Raw genomic sequence first — 19,391 nt, 5'->3', positions numbered from 1 at the left:
TATAGGAAGTCTAAAACTATAAAAATATCGTTAAATACTTTCCCGTCGCAGTCTTAAATTCTATTTTTACCTTATAAAATTTAGTATATGATCACAACTGAGCAGATCAAAGATCTCAGAGAGCGCCTTGGTGCGTTAAGGAGGTATCTTTGACATTGATGCCAAAAAAATAGAAATCTCCAACCAGGAAGAAAAAACCTTTGCTCCAGATTTTTGGGACAATCCTAAAAAAGCTGAAGCACTAATGCGTGATCTCAATACTGAAAAACAATGGGTAGACGAATTTGAAAAAGGCGAAACCTTGGTGGAAGATTTAGATGTTTTGTATGAATTTTATAAGGAAGATGAAGCTACGCAGGAAGATGTGGAAGAAAAATATAAGCAGGCGGTAGACCTTATAGAAGACCTTGAGTTTAAAAATATGCTTTCGGAAGAAGGTGATAAATTAAGCGCGGTATTACAAATCACTGCAGGTGCCGGCGGTACCGAAAGTTGCGACTGGGCAGAAATGCTAATGCGCATGTACCTGATGTGGGCCGAAAAGCGCAAGTTTAAAATAAAGGAACTCAATTACCAGGCCGGAGATGTTGCCGGAATTAAAACGGTGACGCTTGAAATTGAGGGCGAGTTTGCATTCGGTTGGTTAAAAGGTGAAAATGGTGTCCACAGATTGGTACGTATTTCCCCATTTGACAGTAACGCGAAAAGGCATACCTCCTTTGCTTCGGTCTACGTTTATCCGTTAGCCGATGATTCTATCGAAATTGACATAAATCCTTCTGAAATTTCTTGGGAAACAATGCGTTCCTCTGGAGCCGGAGGACAGAATGTAAATAAGGTTGAAACCGCGGTTAGGTTACGCCACGCCCCTACCGGGATAGTTGTTGAAAATTCTGAAACCCGGTCTCAGCTGGAAAACAAAACCAAAGCCATGCAGCTTCTAAAAAGTCAGTTGTATGAAATTGAACTTCAGAAGCAGCAGGCGCAGCGCAGGGAAATTGAAGATTCTAAGATGAAGATTGAATGGGGATCACAAATTAGAAATTATGTAATGCATCCTTATAAATTGGTTAAAGATGTAAGAACAGCTGAAGAAACCGGCAATGTCGACGCTGTAATGAATGGTGATATAGATATATTTTTGAAAGCTTTTTTAATGATGATGGGACAACGGCAGGAAGATTGATAAGTTTATGCTCATAAATTTTAGATTTAGAATTTATTGTTTATTTTAAGAAGCCAAAACCAAAAATAATGATTACAGTTTACCATAACGCCAGATGTAAAAAATCCCGGGAAGGATTGGAAATCGTTAAAAACACCGGAAAAGAATACGAGGTGAGAGAATATTTAAAAGAACCTCTTTCTGAAGCAGAATTGAAACAAATTCTGGATAAATTAAGTTTTTATCCTATGCAGCTAATTAGAACAAACGAAAAGATCTGGAAGGAAGAATATAAAAATAAAGATCTTAGCGATAAAGAATTAATTACTGTAATGGTTAAAAATCCCAAATTAATAGAAAGACCTATTGTAGAAACTAAAAACAAAGCAGTTGTAGGTCGACCGGGTTCTAAAATTGAAGATTTATTACAATAAAAGTTTTGGTAATTCAAACCAGTAAAAAATGAAAACTCAACATAAAATAGCTATAATTGGGGCCGCCGGATTTTTAGTGGCGGGATTTATTTTTTCCCATTTTTACCTGCATAGAAAAAGCAGGAAAGAACTACTTGAAATTGCAAGGGAACTAGCCTATACCTGGAAAAGAGAATTAGAACTGGATTTTGAACAAACCGGCAAACTGGAGGATCTTATTATAGAATATACGCTTAAGAAAAATGAAATTCTTAATACCACGGCTTTAACTGAAGATGAAATAATCTTTAAACTAAAGGAAATTCAGAAAGCTGAACATAAAAAACTGCAAAAATTAATGAGTAAAAAGCAGTTTGAAAAATATCTTGAATTAAATAAGAAAATCAGTCGTAAATCTTAAGTATTGGTTCTCAGGGATAAACGTATTTTTAACATTTAAAAGATGGATTTAACGCGAGTTTAACCCAATTTCCATTAAACCATTTCCAAAAGCTGGGGTCAAAGAATAAAAATTTTCTATGACCACCAAAATCTTGAGTACGCTCAGTATAGCGTTTTTTCTTTTTTTCAGCCTTAGCGGCTTCGCCCAATCTGGGCCCCATAAAGTTTCCGGAAAAGTAATGGACGAGGAGATGGATGCTCCTCTTGAATTTGCAACCGTTTCTATAGTTAATGCTAACGATCCCGCAGATGTTACAGGAGTAGTAACAAATTCACAAGGAAATTTCTCTATAGAAGTACCGGAAGGTACCTATAATGTTATTGTTGAATTTATTTCTTACGAAACAAAAAGATTCAATGACCGCAAGGTAGATTCAGATCTTAGTTTAGGAACTATCACCCTGGGACTCGATTCAGATAGTCTTGACGAGGTTTTAGTTCAGGCCGAAACTACACAGGTTAGCGTTCAACTTGATAAAAAGATTTATAACATTGGTAAAGACCTTACCACTGCCGGTGGTACCGTAAGTGACGCTCTAAATAACGTTCCTTCGGTTTCAGTAGATGTTGAAGGCGGAATTAGCCTTAGAGGAAATCAGAATGTTAGGATTCTAATTAATGGAAAACCTTCTGCAATGGCAGGTTTTGGAGATACCAACGTGTTAAGTCAACTTCCTGCTGAAGCTATTGAACGTGTAGAAGTTATTACTTCCCCTTCGGCAAGATATGATGCTGAAGGTACAGCTGGTATTTTAAATATCATTCTTAGGCAAAAAGAAACTTTAGGTTTTAACGGTTCGGTAAATCTAAATTTAGGTCATCCAGATAATGCAGGACTTTCAGCTAATTTGAATTACAGAACAAATGACTTCAATATATTTACCAACATTGGATGGCGATATTTTGATGCTCCCCAAAATAACTTCAGCGATACAGAATATTTAAGAAGATTTAATTCTGATGGAGAAATTATAAGGCCGGAATATGAGAGAATTCGCGAGGAAAGAGAAACAGAGCGGTTAAATAGAAACTACAATGGGAATATTGGAATTGAATATTTTCTTACTGAACAATCTTCTTTAACCGCCAGTCTATTTTATCGCTACGGTGAAGATGAGGACGAAACACTAAACAATAGTGACCGTTATAATGGCGGTAGTTTGGTTGAAGAAACCCTGAGAAGAGAATTGCAGAGCGAAGAAGATAACAGCTACCAGATTTCTATAAATTACCAGAATAAATTTAATGACGAAGGTCACGAACTTACCGCCGATTTTCAGTTTGAAAACGATGCCGAAGTTCAAAACACTTATATAAACGAAGATTATATTTCTACAGATCAGGATAATCCCGGCGCTTTTCAACGCGAGGAAGTTTATACTGAAGAAGACCAAAAAGAATATTTAATCCAGGCCGATTATGTATTACCTCTTGGGGAGAATGCCAGGTTTGAAGCCGGTTACCGCGGAAATTTTGAAAACGAAGTTACAGATTACCGCTTACAACAGGAAGATTTGGCTACCGGGAATTTGGTAACCAACGATACGCTTACCAATATTTTTGATTACGAAGAGAACGTAAACGCCCTATATTCTCAATACGGAACTAAATTTGGAAAATTCTCTTTCCTTTTAGGTTTAAGATTAGAAAACACACAGCTTAAAGGAGATATAGATTCAAGATTAAGTGATGAAGAACTTGTAGCAGCTTTTGGATTCCCAATCCAAACAGAATTTGACAATAATTATTTAGGCCTGTTTCCAACGGTTAATTTAATTTACGAACTGTCAAGTGATGGCGGGGAAGAGGAAAATATAACTGTTGGTTATAACAGAAGGATTAACCGCCCAAGAGGTTGGTATATTAATCCATTTCCATCTCGTTCAAGTAGAACCAATGTATTTCAAGGGAACCCAAATTTACAACCGGCTTTTGCCAGTGCCTTCGATATTGGTTACTTAAAACGTTGGGAAAAACTAACTTTTACTACATCCGTTTATTACCAACACGAAACCGATTCATTTGAAAGGGTTGAAGAAAATACCGGTCAGGAAACAACAGATGGTATTGATATTATTAGAACCATTCCTATTAATTTAGCTACTAATAAAAGAACCGGTGGAGAGCTTGGTATTCTTTATAACCCTGCAGATTGGTTAAGGTTAAACAGTAGTTTTAACTTCTTCCAGTTTGAAACTGAAGGTGAATTTAACGGTATAGATTATGGAGCAAAAAATACGAGCTGGTTTGCAAGATTTAGTTCTAAGGTAACCCTCCCGGGAGCTGTAGATTGGCAAACCAATGCGTTTTATCGTGGTCCTCAGGAAAACGCTCAAACTAAAAACGAAGGGATTTTCTCTATAGATTTAGCTTTGAGTAAAGAAATCCTAAATGAGAGCGTTACGCTTTCTCTAAACGTTAGAGATTTATTAAACTCTAGAAAAAGAAAATCCTTTACTTCTACGGAGTTCTTTAACCGGGAAAGTGAATTCCAGTGGAGACAAAGACAAATTAATTTTTCAGTAATTTATAGATTTAATCAGCAAAAGCGCGAACAACGACGTGGTAGTGACGAAGATTTTGATGATCCTGGATTTGAAGGATAATCGGGAATAAATAAAACCGGCTTGAATAAGCCGGTTTTATATTTTATTTTTTAAAAACAAAGCATAAAAAAGGGACATTAACTGTCCCTTTCTTTATGCTTTTTCTTCTTTAGCTTTTTTTCTAGCCTCTTTCTTTTCTTTAAGCAATTCAGCAACCGAACCGCCTATCCAATAGGGTAAGATAGCCATTAGGAAAATCATAAGCCAGAATCCCATAGTTAAAATAACCAGGAAAGCCAGGAAACCGAGGTATTGGTCGAATTCGAACATAATATCAAAAGTTTTTTGATCTGGTCAAAGATAGTAAGCTTTGACGGCTTATCACAATTAAATTGTGAGAAATTCATACGCAATTGATGAAAATCACAAAATTTACTGGCCAAATTCTTTGTTTTTATACCTTTAAAAAAGCCGCTAACTTGTAAATTTGTGACACAACTAATATATTAATTATGGACTATAGAATAGAAAAAGATACTATTGGAGAAGTGAAGGTTCCGGCCGATAAACTCTGGGGTGCACAAACTGAACGCTCCCGGAATAATTTTAAAATTGGGCCTGCCGCCAGTATGCCTCTGGAAATAGTTTATGGATTTGCTTACCTTAAAAAAGCCGCCGCTTATACCAACTGCGAATTAGGTGCATTACCGGTAGATAAAAGAGATTATATTGCCCAGGTTTGTGACGAAATTCTTGAAGGAAAACATGACGACCAGTTTCCTTTGGTAATTTGGCAAACCGGTAGCGGTACACAAAGCAATATGAACGTAAATGAAGTTATTGCCAACCGAGCACACCAACTTGCGGGAAAAACTTTAGGCGAAGGCGATAAAACCCTTCAGCCAAACGATGATGTAAATAAATCTCAATCTTCAAACGATACCTTTCCTACGGGAATGCATATCGCTGCTTACCAAAAGATTACGAAAGTGACACTTCCGGGTGTAAGACAACTTCGCGATACTTTAAAGAAAAAATCCGAAGAATTTAAAGAAGTGGTAAAAATTGGACGTACGCATTTTATGGATGCCACTCCCCTAACCCTCGGGCAGGAATTTAGCGGTTATGTTGCCCAACTTGACCACGGAATTAATGCCCTTGAAAATACGCTTCCGCATTTAGCCGAATTAGCTCTTGGTGGTACCGCCGTTGGTACTGGATTAAACACTCCAAAGGGATATTCCAAACGTGTTTCTGAATTCATAGCGAAATTCACTGAATTACCATTTATTTCCGCAGGAAATAAATTTGAAGCCCTTGCCGCGCACGATGCTTTTGTGGAAACTCATGGTGCTTTAAAGCAAATAGCGGTTTCCCTGAATAAAATAGGAAACGATATTAGAATGCTTTCATCAGGACCAAGAAGTGGAATTGGAGAGATCAATATTCCTGCAAATGAGCCTGGCTCTTCTATTATGCCCGGAAAAGTGAATCCTACCCAATGTGAAGCTTTAACTATGGTTTGCGCACAGGTAATGGGTAACGATGTGGCGATTGGGGTTGGCGGAATGCAGGGCCAGTTTGAATTAAATGTATTTAAACCGGTTATGGCGGCTAACTTATTGCAAAGTGCAGTACTTATTGGTGATGCTTGTGTATCTTTTGATGTTAACTGTGCCCGCGGAATTGAAGCGAACACACCAAGAATCAAAGAACATTTAAATAATTCTTTAATGCTGGTTACTGCTTTAAATACAAAAATCGGATATTACAAAGCTGCTGAAATTGCCAATAAAGCCCACCATGATGGGACTACGCTTAAAAAAGCTGCTGTTGAGTTAGGGCACCTTACCGAAGAGCAATTTGATGAGTGGGTACAACCTAAAGATATGGTAGGGAATATTAAATAGTTTTAATATTTCTGATAAATAAAAGGGCTGTTTGAGAAGTTTTATTTCGTCAAGCTGAACTTGGTTCAGCTTCTAATGTGTTTCGACAACAACTTAGATCCTGAATTAAATTCAGGATGACGTTCCTTAAAACATTCAAACAGCCCTTCTTCTATTATACCAAACTTATTTCTCTATTTTCTTCTTGCTTTTCTTCGCATAAAATTTCTGGAATCTCCAGTAAGAAACTGCTCCCAGCAGGGCTACTACTGCAATTGCGTAATAAATAAATGTTGGGGTAATTACTTTATCTCCGCTAGCATAAGAGTGTAAACCAGCTAAATAGAAGTTTACTCCAAAGTAGGTCATCATAATACTTGCAAAAGCTACCACAGCCATTAAATTAAAGAACCATCTGCTACGTAATCCAGGAACCAGTCGCATATGTATTACAAATGCATAAACCATAATACTAATTAAAGCCCAGGTTTCTTTAGGATCCCAGCCCCAGTAGCGTCCCCAGCTTTCATTAGCCCATTGCCCTCCAAGGAAGTTTCCAATAGTTAGCATTACTAAACCAACGGTTAAAGCCATTTCAGTAATAATGGTGATCTCTTTGATATTGAGATCCATTTTCTTTTTATTTTTTTCCGTAGTAAAAATCATTAAAAGTAATGCCACAGCTCCCAGGATCATTCCTAGCGTAAATGGACCATAACTTCCTACAATTACCGAAACATGAATCATTAACCAATATGAGTCTAACACGGGCTGCAGGTTTGCAATAGATGGATCCATCCAGTTCCAGTGTGCGATCATTAAAATCATTGAAGTTACAAAGGCGGTAGATGCAATGGTTAAAGTGCTTTTTCTTCCAAAAGCCAACCCAAAGAACATCGTAGCCCAGGCAACATATATCATAGACTCATATGCATCACTCCACGGTGCGTGGCCTGAAATATACCATCTGGCAATTAAACCCAAAGTGTGTAAAACGAACAGGAGAATTATTACACCAGCACTTATTTTAACCAGCCAGTTAATGAGATTATTTTCTTTAAAAATCTTCACAATCACAATAACCAGCATAAATAAACCGGCTACCATATACATCCAGAAAAGATTCCTAAAAATATCATATTTGTTATACGCTATCTCTGCGTCAATTCTATCTTGGGAAGGCAATACTTCTGAACCGAATTTCTTCTGAAATCCTTTTATACTTTCCAGAAACTGATTCGCTTTTGAGTAATCCCCAGTTTCAACCGCATCAGAAAGAGAGGTCATATAAAGCGGAAGGATTTGTTTGGTATATACTGAATCCATTCCCTTAAAAGCGCCTTCTTCATCCTCTAATTCCGGATAAGAAACCCATTTATTATTTTTGTGTTCAGGAATTGGGAAAATTCTCAAAATCTTGCCCTGAAGCGCACGATATAATAAATTCACCTTTTTATCGGTATTGATAAAATCTTTCTGAAATTTATTAGGAACGGCTGCCTGGTAGGCTTCTTCCAATAGTGGTGAAAGTTTATAATTTCCGGTTTCATCAAAGAAACTACTTAGCGTAAGGTATTTTTTTCCTTGCTTTACCCCAAGAAGATTATGTAAACTATCATTATGTTTTTCAACATAAATAATTGGCACATTATACCAAATCATAGGGTTTTGGGTCAGGGAAACTAAAATCTGGTCTGAATTTAAACCTTCATAAGAATCAGATTTACTTAATTTCCGAAGCAATTCTGAAGAATACGTATTAGCGGGTTTCATTCTTCCGCCCGCATCCTGAATCACGAGTCGGCCAAAATCAGCCGCGTGTTCTTCGCTTATGGCGTTGCTTTTAATAATAGAATCAACCTCCCTTTTAGCCGATTCAGCGTGTTCGTGCTCGTCTCCCGGAATTTGCGCAAACATAGAGCCGGTAGCCATAAAGAAAATAAGAACGGTAGTTAATTTTTTCTTCTTATCCTTTACTTTTTCAAGCATATCCTTAAGGTTTCCAAAGCGTGAGCCTTTATCAAATAAAATTAGCATCAAGCCTAAATAAAGCAGGAAGTAGCCAATATAAGTCACCCAGGTACCCCAGAAATCGTGATTTACAGAAAGCACGGTTCCGCTTTCATCTGGCATAAAACTGGCCTGGAAAAACCTGAAGCCCTTGTGATCTAAAACGTGGTTCATATAAATCTCGTAGGGAACATTTTCTTTTCCTTCTTCCACAATTTCAACTTTACTTTTAAATGAAGAATAACTGTTTTCAGTCCCCGGATATCTATTTGCAATAAAATCGTTGAGTTTTAAAGCAAAAGGCAATTCTATCTCTTTACTACCATAATTCAAAAATAATTCCAGTCCGGCGACTTCTACTTTATGAGGTTCGCTGGGAATTCCCTGCCCACCCATTATAGTAACGGTTTCAAATTCTCCCTCAGAAGTGACCTTAACTGTAAGCGCATCGCTTTGGCCATCAGTTTTTTCAGGGGTTTTTACAATATCGTATTTTCCCTTTACCACCGGTTCAGGAATTACAAATTGCATAGTCCCTATATTATAAAGAGAACGCAGCATCAAATTCTGGGTAGAATCTTTTGCTAAATCTCCTTTCTCCTGGTCGGCCATTCGCATATAATCGCCTTCAAATGGAGAGTTTATAGTGTATTTTCCGGTTTCTTCTTCATAAGTTATATTAATTGCACCATCGGTAGGTTCATTTAGCGCAAATAAAACATTATGAATATTTTGAACTTCGCCCTCTTTTAAATAGTGATCGTGACGATTACCACCCCCGGCTTCAACCAGTTTAAGGTGATTTTCCCCATCATCGGCAGGGACTAACTCTTCTTTAGCTCCATAAATAAAATTGGTAGCTTCTATCGTGACCGGTTGCCCGTTATAATCGGTATTCAGTACGTAATCATTTTCGGTTTCCGGAGCAAAAAGCACCGGTTCTTCCAAAACCCTTCGGCGGGGTTCCCCGTCAATTTCACCATCAATAAAGGCGGTGAAATAGGTTTTTTCTGAAAGCATGATATTGGTAGTTTCACCTTCAGTAATAGGCATTACCCCTTCGTAACTAATATACCGGGTAATAAAGGCACCCACTAAAATTAAAACAAACGATAAATGGATTAAAAGTGAAGACCATTTTTCGCGCTTGTGAAGATTATATCGTTTAATATTTCCGGCGAAATTGATCACAAAAAACACCATAATTGCTTCAAACCACCAGGCGTTATATATTAACACTCTTGCGGTTTCTATACTGTACCAACTTTCAATAAATGTTCCGAACGCCAGGGCTATTGCATAGACCACAAATAAGACTGCCATTATACGTGTAGAAAATATGACAGAGGCTATTTTATTCTGCATGAAGTAACTCTTTTAAGCCCGCAAATTTAAGGAATTTTAACGGTTTGAAACAGTAAAAACCAATACATTCTCCTACACGAATGTTAATTTTATTGCCTCATTATTTTTAATAATTTAGCCGAATGACAGAAGTGGTAATTTTAGGTGCCGGGAATGTTGCTTTCCACCTTTTTAAGGCGTTTTCTAAAGCAGAAAACACCAGGGTAATTCAGGTATATAATCACCGGAAAGAAAGCCTAAAATATTTTGAAGAGCACACCGATACTACAAGCAATATCAGCGATTTAAAACCGGCCTATTTCTATTTACTCGCTTTAAAAGATGATGTGATTTATGAAATTTCCGAAAATTTAAAAGATATCCCGGGGATTGCTTTACATACTTCGGGCGCGGTAAGTATAAAAACTCTGGAACGTTTGGATAATTTCGGGGTGTTTTATCCGCTGCAAACTTTTTCAAAAAACAAATCGGTAGATTTTGCGGAAATTCCGGTTTGTATCGAAGCAAATTCAGCCAAAAATTTAGGAAAAATTAAAAAACTGGCGTTGGAAATCACAAAAGACGTTCGAGAAATAGATTCTGAACAACGCAAAGCTTTACACCTGGCGGCAGTTTTTGTAAATAATTTCAGCAATCATTTATATACAATTGGAGCTGAAATTTGCGAAAAAAATCAGGTAGATTTTAGTATTTTAAAACCACTTATTAAGGAAACCGCTTCAAAAATTGAAAGCTTATCGCCAGAAGCTGCACAAACTGGCCCGGCTATAAGAAATGATCAAAAAACAATTGAGGCACATTTAGCACTTCTATCAAAAAATCATAAGGATATTTACAGCCTTTTAACCCAATCTATTCAACATTTCCATGGAAAAAAATTATAAAGAATACCTAAACCAAATTAACACCTTTGTTTTTGATGTAGACGGAGTGCTAACCGATGGAAGCATTCAAATTAGTACCGAAGGGGAGCTCCTGCGAACTATGAATATTAAGGATGGTTATGCACTAAAAGCTGCCCAAAATGCCGGTTATACGGTTTGTATTATTTCGGGCGGGAAAAACGAAGGCGTTCGCAAAAGGCTTAAAGATCTTGGTATTACCGATATTTATCTTGGTATTCACGATAAAGTAGAACAAATGGATGAATTCTTCGATATTTATGAAATCAACGCAGAAGATGTTCTATATATGGGAGACGATATCCCTGATTATTATCCTATGAAACTCGTGGGTTTACCTTGCTGCCCTCAGGACGCTGTAACCGAGGTAAAGGAAATCTCCAAATATGTTTCGCATAGAAAAGGCGGAAAAGGCTGTGTTCGCGACGTAATTGAGCAGGTGATGAAGGTACAGGGAAAATGGATTGACAAAGAATAAATGAATTGGATAATACTTATTTTCGCCGGACTTTTTGAAGTCGGTTTCGCATTTTGCCTGGGAAAGATGAAAGTCACATCGGGGAATACCAGCACCCTTTGGTTTGTTGGTTTTTTAGTGTCACTTACCTTAAGTATGCTGCTGCTTTATAAAGCCACTCAAACCTTACCCATAGGTACTGCTTACGCAGTTTGGACGGGCATTGGAGCTGTTGGCACAGTTTTGCTGGGTATTTTTATCTTCAAAGAACCTGCGCATTTCTGGCGCATCTTTTTTTTAAGCACCTTAATTATTTCCATTATAGGTTTAAAATTTGTTTCTGAATAACTCAAAATATGATGGCATATCTAAAGCTAATTCGCTGGTCTAACCTTATTTTTATCGCACTGACTTTAATTCTGGTAAAATTTTCATTTTTTGAAGAATTTGGTGCCGCAATTACGCTCAGCACTTTTGGTTATGCACTGCTGACCCTAGCCACGCTTTGTATTGCCGCCTCGGGTTATGTGATTAATGATATTTATGACGTACAGGCCGATAAAATTAATAAGCCTGAAAAGCTGATTATTGGAAACAAAATTTCAGAAAAAAAAGCGAATAACTTATTTATTATACTGAATGTAATTGGCGTAGGAATTGGTTTTTACCTGTCTAATTTACTAGGTAAACCGGGTTTTGTTGCAATATTTATCTTCTCTTCTGCATTACTCTATTTGTATGCAAGCTATTTAAAACAAATTCCTGTGCTCGGAAATGTTTTAATTAGTTTGCTTGTTGGTTTTGTGGTGCTTTTACCTTCGGTGTTAGATCTTTTTCCCGCGATAAATGCACAAAATAAACAGATTCAGTCTTTACTATTTTCAATTTTACTGGATTATGCGATTTTCGCTTTTTTAATCAATTTCTTACGGGAGATGGTAAAAGATCAGGAAGATGTAAATGGAGATTACAATGTCGGAATACAAACCCTTCCCATTATACTTGGGCACAGACGTACTAATAAGATAATTTTTGCAATTGGTATATTACCGGTCGCTGCTATTGTTTCTTATACTTACAATTACCTTATTGAAAATACTTTTCTAGTAATCTACGCTTTGGTTTTTATCCTTGCTCCACTACTCTATTTTCAGGTTCGAATTTGGGAAGCTAAAAAGAAAAAAGATTATGCTCACCTGAGTTTAATACTGAAAATCATCTTGTTTTTCGGACTTATCTCTATAGGCTTTTACCAGTTTATTCTTACTTCGTAGCATTTATAGTCGGCACTTTGCAATGAACCAATTTTCCAAATAATCTTATCTTACAGGGATTTTAATAATATAACTATGCTAAAAGCACTTTTAAAAAATAAAGAAATAATTCTCGCTTCAGGCTCACCGAGACGTCACCAATTTTTTAAAGACCTGGATATTCCCTTTAAAACCGATGTAAGGCCGGTGAAAGAAGTTTGTCCCGACTACCTTAAAAAAGAAGAAATAACCGATTTCCTGGCCCAGTTAAAAGCCGAAGCTTTTCAGAAAGAATTAAAAAAAGACCAAATCTTAATTACGAGCGATACCATTGTTTATAATAAAGAAAAAGCAATGGGAAAACCTGAAACTGCAGCTGAAGCTAAAGAAATGCTTAGATCATTGTCAGGTAAAACCCACAGTGTTTTTACCTCCGTATGTTTTACCACTCGCCATCACCAATCTACCGTAAACTGCGAAACCAAAGTAACTTTTAAAGATCTTACCAGCGGCGAAATTGATTATTACGTTGAAAATTTTAAACCCTTTGACAAAGCTGGAGGTTATGCCATCCAGGAATGGATTGGCCTTATTGGCATAAGCAATTTGGAAGGAAGTTATTTTAATGTTGTTGGCCTGCCTACACATTTAGTTTATAATGAACTACTTGATCTTGCATCTTTTTAATTTTAATAGTTTGATTTTAAATATATTAAATATGAAAAATTAAAGCTTAACATCAACTAAAAACCGAGAATATAATTTTTAAATTAGTCGACAAATTTTATTTGAAAATAGCTTTTTAAATTTACCTTTATATAAAATTATAGGAACTAAAATGCTTGAAGTTTTTACTCAGTACAGAACTGAAATTACCTACACGATAATTACGGTATTTGCCTTGTTAATTGTTCAGTTTTTACTTAAAAAAGCAGCACATAGGGTTGGAAAACGCAGTGAAATAGATTTCACCAGAACCCGGCTAATGTTTAAATATATCAATATTCTTATCCTGTTTATCGCGGTTTTCTTATTAGCCATTGCCTGGGGCATGGGTCTAACCGAGCTTTCCTTGATATTTTCTTCGGTTTTTGCAGTGCTTGGCGTTGCGCTTTTTGCTATTTGGTCAATTCTTAGCAATATCACTTCCGGGGTAATTCTTTTCTTTTCCTTTCCGTATAAAATTGGAGACAAAATAAAGATTCACGATAAGGATATGCCTATTGAAGCTATTATTGAAGACATTAAGGCTTTTCATTTACACCTCAGGACTTTAGAAGGGGAATTAATCACCTATCCAAATAACTTAATTCTGCAAAAAGCGGTTTCTTTAATAGCAAAAGATGTATACCTTGACGGTGATAAAAGCAGTCTTTAAAGAACGTATCACGCCACAAATCGCAAAAAATTTACAGGTTACATTGTAATCTTTAAAAAGCCTCCGCATAAATAAATCTCGATTATCGGGTAAAAGCAGTTAATTTTCTATCTTCAGGCGACTAAAGTTTTTATATTTGGATGTCTTATTAACCGCCGTGAAATTTATGCGAAAACTATTTAGTTTACTTTTCTGTTTTTTCCTGTTGAATTTACACGCACAGGAACCCGAAAAATTAAATGCTTCTGAAATATTTCAGGAAATAAAAAAGCTAAATTTCCTAGGTTCGGTTTTATATATTGGCGCCCATCCAGATGATGAAAACACCAGATTAATCTCCTATTTTTCGAACGAAAAAAACGCGCGTACAGCTTATTTATCACTCACCCGTGGCGATGGTGGGCAAAACCTTATCGGTCCCGAATTAAGAGAACAACTTGGCCTAATTAGAACCCAGGAACTTCTTGCCGCAAGACGAATAGACGGTGGTGAACAGTTTTTTACCCGTGCTAATGATTTTGGTTATTCCAAAACTCCGGAAGAAACTCTTGAAATTTGGGATAAAGAAAAAGTACTAAGTGATGTGGTATGGGTAATTAGAAACTTTAAACCCGACGTGATTATAAATCGTTTTGACCATCGTACTCCCGGAAGCACTCACGGTCATCATACTTCCTCTGCCCTTTTAAGTTTAGAAGCTTTTGATGCTGCTGCTAATCCGGAAAAATTTCCAGACCAATTAGATTACACCGAAACATATCAACCAAAACGGGCTTATTTTAATACTTCGTCCTGGTTTTATGAGGGCGAAGAAGCTTTTGAAGAAGCCAGTAAAGACCGATTTATAAGTTTTGATACCGGCGTTTATTTTCCGCTACTCGGACTTTCAAATCCTGAAATTTCATCTTTAAGTCGTAGCCAGCATCAATCACAAGGTTTTGGAAGCACTAGTTCCCGTGGGCGCCAAATAGAATATTTAGAGCCTATCAAAGGAGATACCATTCGCTCACAAGATGTTTTTGAGGATATAGATATCTCCTGGAACAAATTAAAAGGTGGCGCTGAGATTGGTGAAATTCTAAATGAAGTTGAAGAAAATTACAGTTTTACAGATCCTGCAGCCAGCCTTCCTAAACTTCTTGATGCTTATAAACTGATTCAGGAATTACCAAATGAACATTGGCGGAAATTAAAAACAAAGGAGATTAAAAAAATTATTTTTGCCAGCGCAGGTTTATTTTTAGAAGCAGTAGCATCTCAGCCTTCAGCTACTCCAGAAGACAGCGTAGTAGTTAACCTGGAAGCTATTAATCGAAGTGATTTCCCGGTAACATTGAGTTCGGTAGAGTTAAGTCCGAATAACTCTAAAATTCAGCCCGATGTAAAACTTAAAAATAACGAAGACTGGCAAAATGAAATCGCTTTAAAAGTTCCGGGAAGAACATCTTATACTACTCCTTATTGGTTAAAAGAAGAGTCTAAAAATGGAATGTATATTGTAAAAGATCGCGAATTAATAGGTCTGCCGGAGACACCAACACATACCAAAGCGGTTTTCAACCTGGATTTTAACCATGTTTCCCTGAGTTTTGAGAAACCTATAGTTTATAAATATAACGATGCGGTTTTTGGCGAAACCTACCAGCCTTTTGAGATTATTCCTCAAGTTTCCCTCGCTTTTGAAGACGATGTAATCATTTTTGAAAATCAGGAATCCAAAAAAGTTTCAATAAAGCTTACTTCCGGAAAACCGAATATTCAGGGAGAAGTTAGTCTTTCCGCAGGAAAAAACTGGAACATTAAACCAGAAAACCACAAATTTCAGCTTCAACAAAAAGGAAGTTCAGTTACAGTTACTTTTGAGGTTTCTCCACCTAAAGATCAGGATGAAACTTTTATTATTCCCACAGCAACAATAAACGGAAAGGAATTTTCAGAAAAATTAATCAGTATAGATTATAAACACATTCCGAAGCAAAACCTGGTAGTTCCTTCTAAATTAAAGGTTGCGCGATTGGAAATTGAGAAAAAAGGAGAATTGATTGGTTATATTGAAGGCGCCGGCGATGTGGTCCCTGAAAGCCTGGAGCAAATAGGATATCGTGTGAATAAACTTAATGTTGCTTCCATTTCACAGGCTTCGCTTCGAAAATATGATGCAGTGGTACTGGGTATTCGCGCTTTAAACACTGTGGAAGCTCTAAAATATAAGCAACAAGTCCTTTTGGATTATGTGAAAAATGGGGGCAATCTTATTGTACAATACAACACTAACCGCGGATTGGTAACGAAAAATATTTCTCCTTTTCCGCTGGAATTATCACGCGACAGAGTTACCGATGAAACGGCTGAAGTTCGATTTTTAGCTGAAGATCATCCTATTCTAAGTTCTCCCAATAAAATCACTGAAAAAGATTTTGACAATTGGGTCCAGGAACGCGGACTCTATTTTCCAGATTCATGGAGTGAAGAATTTACGCCAATTCTTTCTATGAATGATGAAAATGAAACTCCCAAGGATGGTAGTTTAATAGTTGCAAAATATGGAGAAGGATATTTTATTTATACCGGTTTAAGCTTTTTCAGGCAGTTTCCGGTAGGGGTTCCCGGCGCTTACAGGCTTTTTGCTAATATGATTTCAATAGGAAAATAATGGAAAAATCCGAAAAATTTACCTGGAAGAAATCTTACACATACGTTCTTGTGGCGAACGCAGCCTACATTATTGTGTTCTATTTTATAATGTCCCAATTCACTTAATATGCAATTAATAGACTGGATTGTTCTTCTTGGCACACTCGCTTTTATAGTAATTTACGGCGTTTACAGAACGCGAAATACACAGGGAGCCCAGGATTATATTCGCGGTGGTAATGAAACCCGCTGGTGGACAATTGGGCTTTCTACAATGGCAACTCAGGCCAGTGCCATCACATTTCTTTCAACACCGGGCCAGGCTTTTCATGATGGGATGGGTTTTGTGCAATTCTATTTTGGGCTACCTATTGCTATGGTTGTTATTTGTATGTTTTTTATTCCCATTTACCGCAGGCTAAACGTTTATACGGCTTATGAATATCTAGAATCCAGGTTCGATAGAAAAACCCGAACATTAACTGCAGTTCTGTTTTTAATTCAGCGTGGTCTCGCTGCCGGTTTAACCATTTTTGCCCCAGCTATTATCCTTTCAGCTGTTTTGGGCTGGAATCTCTCTGGATTAACTGTGCTAATTGGTTCTTTAGTGATTATATACACGGTGGCCGGTGGCACAAAAGCCGTGAGTGTAACCCACAAACAGCAAATGGCCGTAATTCTTACGGGAATGTTTGCCGCATTTTTTATCATTTTAAGCTATTTACCCGAAAATATTAATTTTAGTAATGCTCTTGAAATTGCCGGTGCCAGCGGTAAAATGGATATTCTGGACTTTTCTTTTGATTTTGAAAACCGTTATACTTTTTGGAGCGGAATTATTGGCGGTAGCTTTTTAGCACTTTCCTATTTTGGAACAGATCAAAGCCAGGTGCAACGCTATTTAAGTGGAAGATCGGTTAACGAAAGTAGAATGGGAATGATTATGAACGGAATGCTAAAAGTACCGTTACAGTTCTTTATTTTACTCGTAGGTGTATTGGTCTTTGTATTCTACCAGTTTAACAACGCCCCTTTAAATTTTAATCCCGCGGCCACGGAAACCGTTTTAAATTCCGATTACGGAAATCAATATGAAGATTTAATGCTGGAACACGATGAGATACAGCAGGAAAAACAAAACCTGCATTTACAGTTTGCCGAAAACAATAATTTCACCCCTGAAAATAATTCGACTTACCGTGAAAATCTGGCCACTTTAAATGCTTCTGAAAATGAAACCAGGCAAAAAGCAAGGAAATTAATAGACGCATCAGATAAAGATGCCGAAAGCAACGATAAAGATTATGTGTTTATTCATTTTATTCTGAATAATCTACCACGCGGATTAATTGGCTTATTACTGGCAGTAATCCTATCGGCAGCAATGTCTTCTACCGCTTCCGAATTAAATGCGTTATCCTCAACCACTTCCATAGATCTATACAAACGAAGCCGAAAAACGGAAATGTCTGACGAACATTACGTAAAAGCTTCAAAATGGTTTACCCTACTCTGGGGCGCTATAGCCATTGCATTTGCCAGTTTTGCTAATTTATTCGACAATCTTATCCAGCTGGTAAATATCATCGGATCCATTTTCTACGGAAATGTTTTAGGAATATTTTTACTGGCGTTTTTTATTAAAATTGTAAATAGTAATTCGGTTTTTGTAGCCGCAATAATTACACAACTTATAATTCTAATTCTCTATAAAATTAATGTGATGCCCTATCTCTGGCTCAATTTAGTAGGATGTATACTTGTAATGGCCCTCGCTTTAATCCTGGAATTATTTATAAAAACCCCGGAACATAAGATTAAAAAAAACTCATAAATTCTATTTAAAATGAAAAATATAAAATGGGGTATTCTTGGCCTCGGAAAAATTGCAGGAAAATTCGCAACCGGATTAAAAGACGTTGAAGGTGCCGAACTTTATGCTGTTGCCAGTAGGTCTAAAACCAAAGCTGAAACTTTTGCAAAAGAACACAATGCTACTAAATTGTTTTCCAGTTACGAAGCAATGTTGCAAGATGAAGAATTAGACGTGGTTTATATCGCTACACCACACGTTTTTCATTACGAGCAGACCCTTCTTTGCCTTGATCATAAAAAAGCGGTTTTGTGTGAAAAACCATTTGCTATGAATAAAAAGCAGGTGGAAAAAATGATAGCCAAAGCTAAAAAAGAAAAGGTTTTTCTTATGGAAGCGATGTGGACACAGTTTCTACCGCATTTCAAGTTTGTCATAGAACAAATTAAATCTGAAAAATATGGTAAGATTAAAAATCTAAAAGCCGATTTTGGATTTCCGGCGCCGGTAGATTTAGATAAGCGACTTTATAACAAAAAGCTGGGTGGCGGCAGCTTACTGGACATTGGAATCTACCCAATTTTTATGGCGATGAGTGCATTGGGCATTCCTGAAAGAATTCAGGCGAAAGCCGGTTTTCATGAGACTGGAATTGACGAAGACTGCGATATCATTTTTGAATATAAAAATGGAGTTGAAGCAGAACTGGGAAGTTCCATTATAAAACAGACGCCTACCACCGCGATCATTCAATTTGAAAAGGCAACAATTACCATTAAAACAAGATTCCATGAACCTTCAAGCCTCATAATCCAAACATCCGAAGGCGAGGAAATCAAAGAATTTGAAGTAAACTCCAACGGTTATAATTTTGAAGCCGAACACGTTCAAAATATGCTACGTGAGGGTAGAACCGAAAGTTCCGAAATGACTTTTGAAAAAAGTCTGCGATTAATTGCATTACTGGATAAGGTTAGAACTGAAATTGGGCTGGAATATTAGTATTTATAATACCAATTATCAATTTAACGTCATCCTGAACTGGTTTCTGGATCTAAACTCTTTGGATTCTGATTATGAAAAAACTACGCTAATAAAATATAC

General features: G+C 36.9%; 16 protein-coding genes. 14 read left to right on the top strand and 2 right to left on the bottom strand.

Features of this window, described 5'->3' with window-relative positions:
* The first annotated feature begins 87 nt into the window (after positions 1–87).
* The 4 genes from prfB to B5X53_RS10255 all read left to right on the top strand — a co-directional run bounded on the left by prfB (position 88) and on the right by B5X53_RS10255 (position 4,646).
* Positions 88–1,186 (top strand): peptide chain release factor 2 gene (prfB, locus tag B5X53_RS10270; protein ID WP_143533256.1). Its coding sequence is split into 2 segments (ribosomal slippage): positions 88–150 and positions 152–1,186, totalling 1,098 coding nucleotides; the frame shifts between segments, so codons are not numbered across the junction.
* A 68-nt stretch (positions 1,187–1,254) separates the two neighbouring features.
* Positions 1,255–1,599, top strand: a complete 345-nt coding sequence (arsC, locus tag B5X53_RS10265; RefSeq protein WP_079713139.1) for an arsenate reductase (glutaredoxin) — start codon at positions 1,255–1,257, stop codon at positions 1,597–1,599.
* 28 nt (positions 1,600–1,627) lie between these two features.
* Entirely contained in the window at positions 1,628–1,999 is a 372-nt protein-coding gene (locus B5X53_RS10260; protein WP_079713138.1) for a hypothetical protein, read from the top strand.
* 118 nt (positions 2,000–2,117) lie between these two features.
* Positions 2,118–4,646 carry a TonB-dependent receptor gene (locus B5X53_RS10255; protein ID WP_079713137.1) on the top strand — a complete coding sequence of 843 codons (2,529 nt, stop codon included), beginning with the start codon at positions 2,118–2,120 and terminating at the stop codon, positions 4,644–4,646.
* Positions 4,647–4,739: 93 nt separating this feature from the next.
* On the opposite strand, the gene B5X53_RS19185 is transcribed toward B5X53_RS10255, so the two are convergent.
* Positions 4,740–4,916, bottom strand: coding sequence for a hypothetical protein (locus tag B5X53_RS19185; RefSeq protein ID WP_093302571.1), 177 nt, complete (start codon positions 4,914–4,916; stop codon positions 4,740–4,742).
* Between the two features lie 182 nt (positions 4,917–5,098).
* Here B5X53_RS19185 and fumC point away from each other — a divergent pair, with 182 nt between their 5' ends.
* The gene (fumC, locus tag B5X53_RS10250; RefSeq protein WP_079713136.1) at positions 5,099–6,496 is read left to right on the top strand and encodes a class II fumarate hydratase; all 1,398 of its coding nucleotides are present in this window, start codon (positions 5,099–5,101) and stop codon (positions 6,494–6,496) included.
* Positions 6,497–6,661: 165 nt separating this feature from the next.
* Here the strand turns inward: fumC and ccsA are convergent, their stop codons facing one another.
* Positions 6,662–9,850 (bottom strand): cytochrome c biogenesis protein CcsA, encoded by a 3,189-nt coding sequence (gene ccsA / locus B5X53_RS10245; protein WP_079713135.1) that lies wholly within the window; start codon positions 9,848–9,850, stop codon positions 6,662–6,664.
* A 122-nt stretch (positions 9,851–9,972) separates the two neighbouring features.
* Here ccsA and B5X53_RS10240 point away from each other — a divergent pair, with 122 nt between their 5' ends.
* The 9 genes from B5X53_RS10240 to B5X53_RS10200 all read left to right on the top strand — a co-directional run bounded on the left by B5X53_RS10240 (position 9,973) and on the right by B5X53_RS10200 (position 19,289).
* A complete protein-coding gene (locus B5X53_RS10240) occupies positions 9,973–10,734 on the top strand; it encodes a Rossmann-like and DUF2520 domain-containing protein (protein ID WP_079713134.1) in 762 nt (253 codons plus the stop codon).
* Positions 10,718–11,230, top strand: a complete 513-nt coding sequence (locus tag B5X53_RS10235; protein WP_079713133.1) for a KdsC family phosphatase — start codon at positions 10,718–10,720, stop codon at positions 11,228–11,230. The genes B5X53_RS10240 and B5X53_RS10235 overlap by 17 nt, the downstream gene beginning before the upstream one ends.
* Positions 11,231–11,557 (top strand): DMT family transporter, encoded by a 327-nt coding sequence (locus B5X53_RS10230; protein WP_079713132.1) that lies wholly within the window; start codon positions 11,231–11,233, stop codon positions 11,555–11,557.
* Positions 11,558–11,565: 8 nt separating this feature from the next.
* Positions 11,566–12,483 (top strand): geranylgeranylglycerol-phosphate geranylgeranyltransferase, encoded by a 918-nt coding sequence (locus tag B5X53_RS10225; protein ID WP_079713131.1) that lies wholly within the window; start codon positions 11,566–11,568, stop codon positions 12,481–12,483.
* 75 nt (positions 12,484–12,558) lie between these two features.
* A complete protein-coding gene (locus tag B5X53_RS10220; protein WP_079713130.1) occupies positions 12,559–13,149 on the top strand; it encodes a Maf-like protein in 591 nt (196 codons plus the stop codon).
* A gap of 151 nt (positions 13,150–13,300) precedes the next feature.
* Entirely contained in the window at positions 13,301–13,840 is a 540-nt protein-coding gene (locus B5X53_RS10215; RefSeq protein WP_079713129.1) for a mechanosensitive ion channel domain-containing protein, read from the top strand.
* A gap of 166 nt (positions 13,841–14,006) precedes the next feature.
* Positions 14,007–16,493, top strand: coding sequence for a PIG-L family deacetylase (locus B5X53_RS10210; protein ID WP_079713128.1), 2,487 nt, complete (start codon positions 14,007–14,009; stop codon positions 16,491–16,493).
* A 108-nt stretch (positions 16,494–16,601) separates the two neighbouring features.
* Positions 16,602–18,308 (top strand): sodium:solute symporter family protein, encoded by a 1,707-nt coding sequence (locus B5X53_RS10205; protein WP_079713127.1) that lies wholly within the window; start codon positions 16,602–16,604, stop codon positions 18,306–18,308.
* Positions 18,309–18,320: 12 nt separating this feature from the next.
* Positions 18,321–19,289 (top strand): Gfo/Idh/MocA family protein, encoded by a 969-nt coding sequence (locus tag B5X53_RS10200; RefSeq protein WP_079713126.1) that lies wholly within the window; start codon positions 18,321–18,323, stop codon positions 19,287–19,289.
* Positions 19,290–19,391: the final 102 nt, after the last annotated feature.

Origin of the sequence: Salegentibacter salinarum, assembly GCF_900168115.1 — a bacterium.
In the GTDB taxonomy this organism is placed as follows: Bacteria; Bacteroidota; Bacteroidia; order Flavobacteriales; family Flavobacteriaceae; genus Salegentibacter; species Salegentibacter salinarum.
This window is presented reverse-complemented; position numbering and strand designations above follow the sequence as displayed.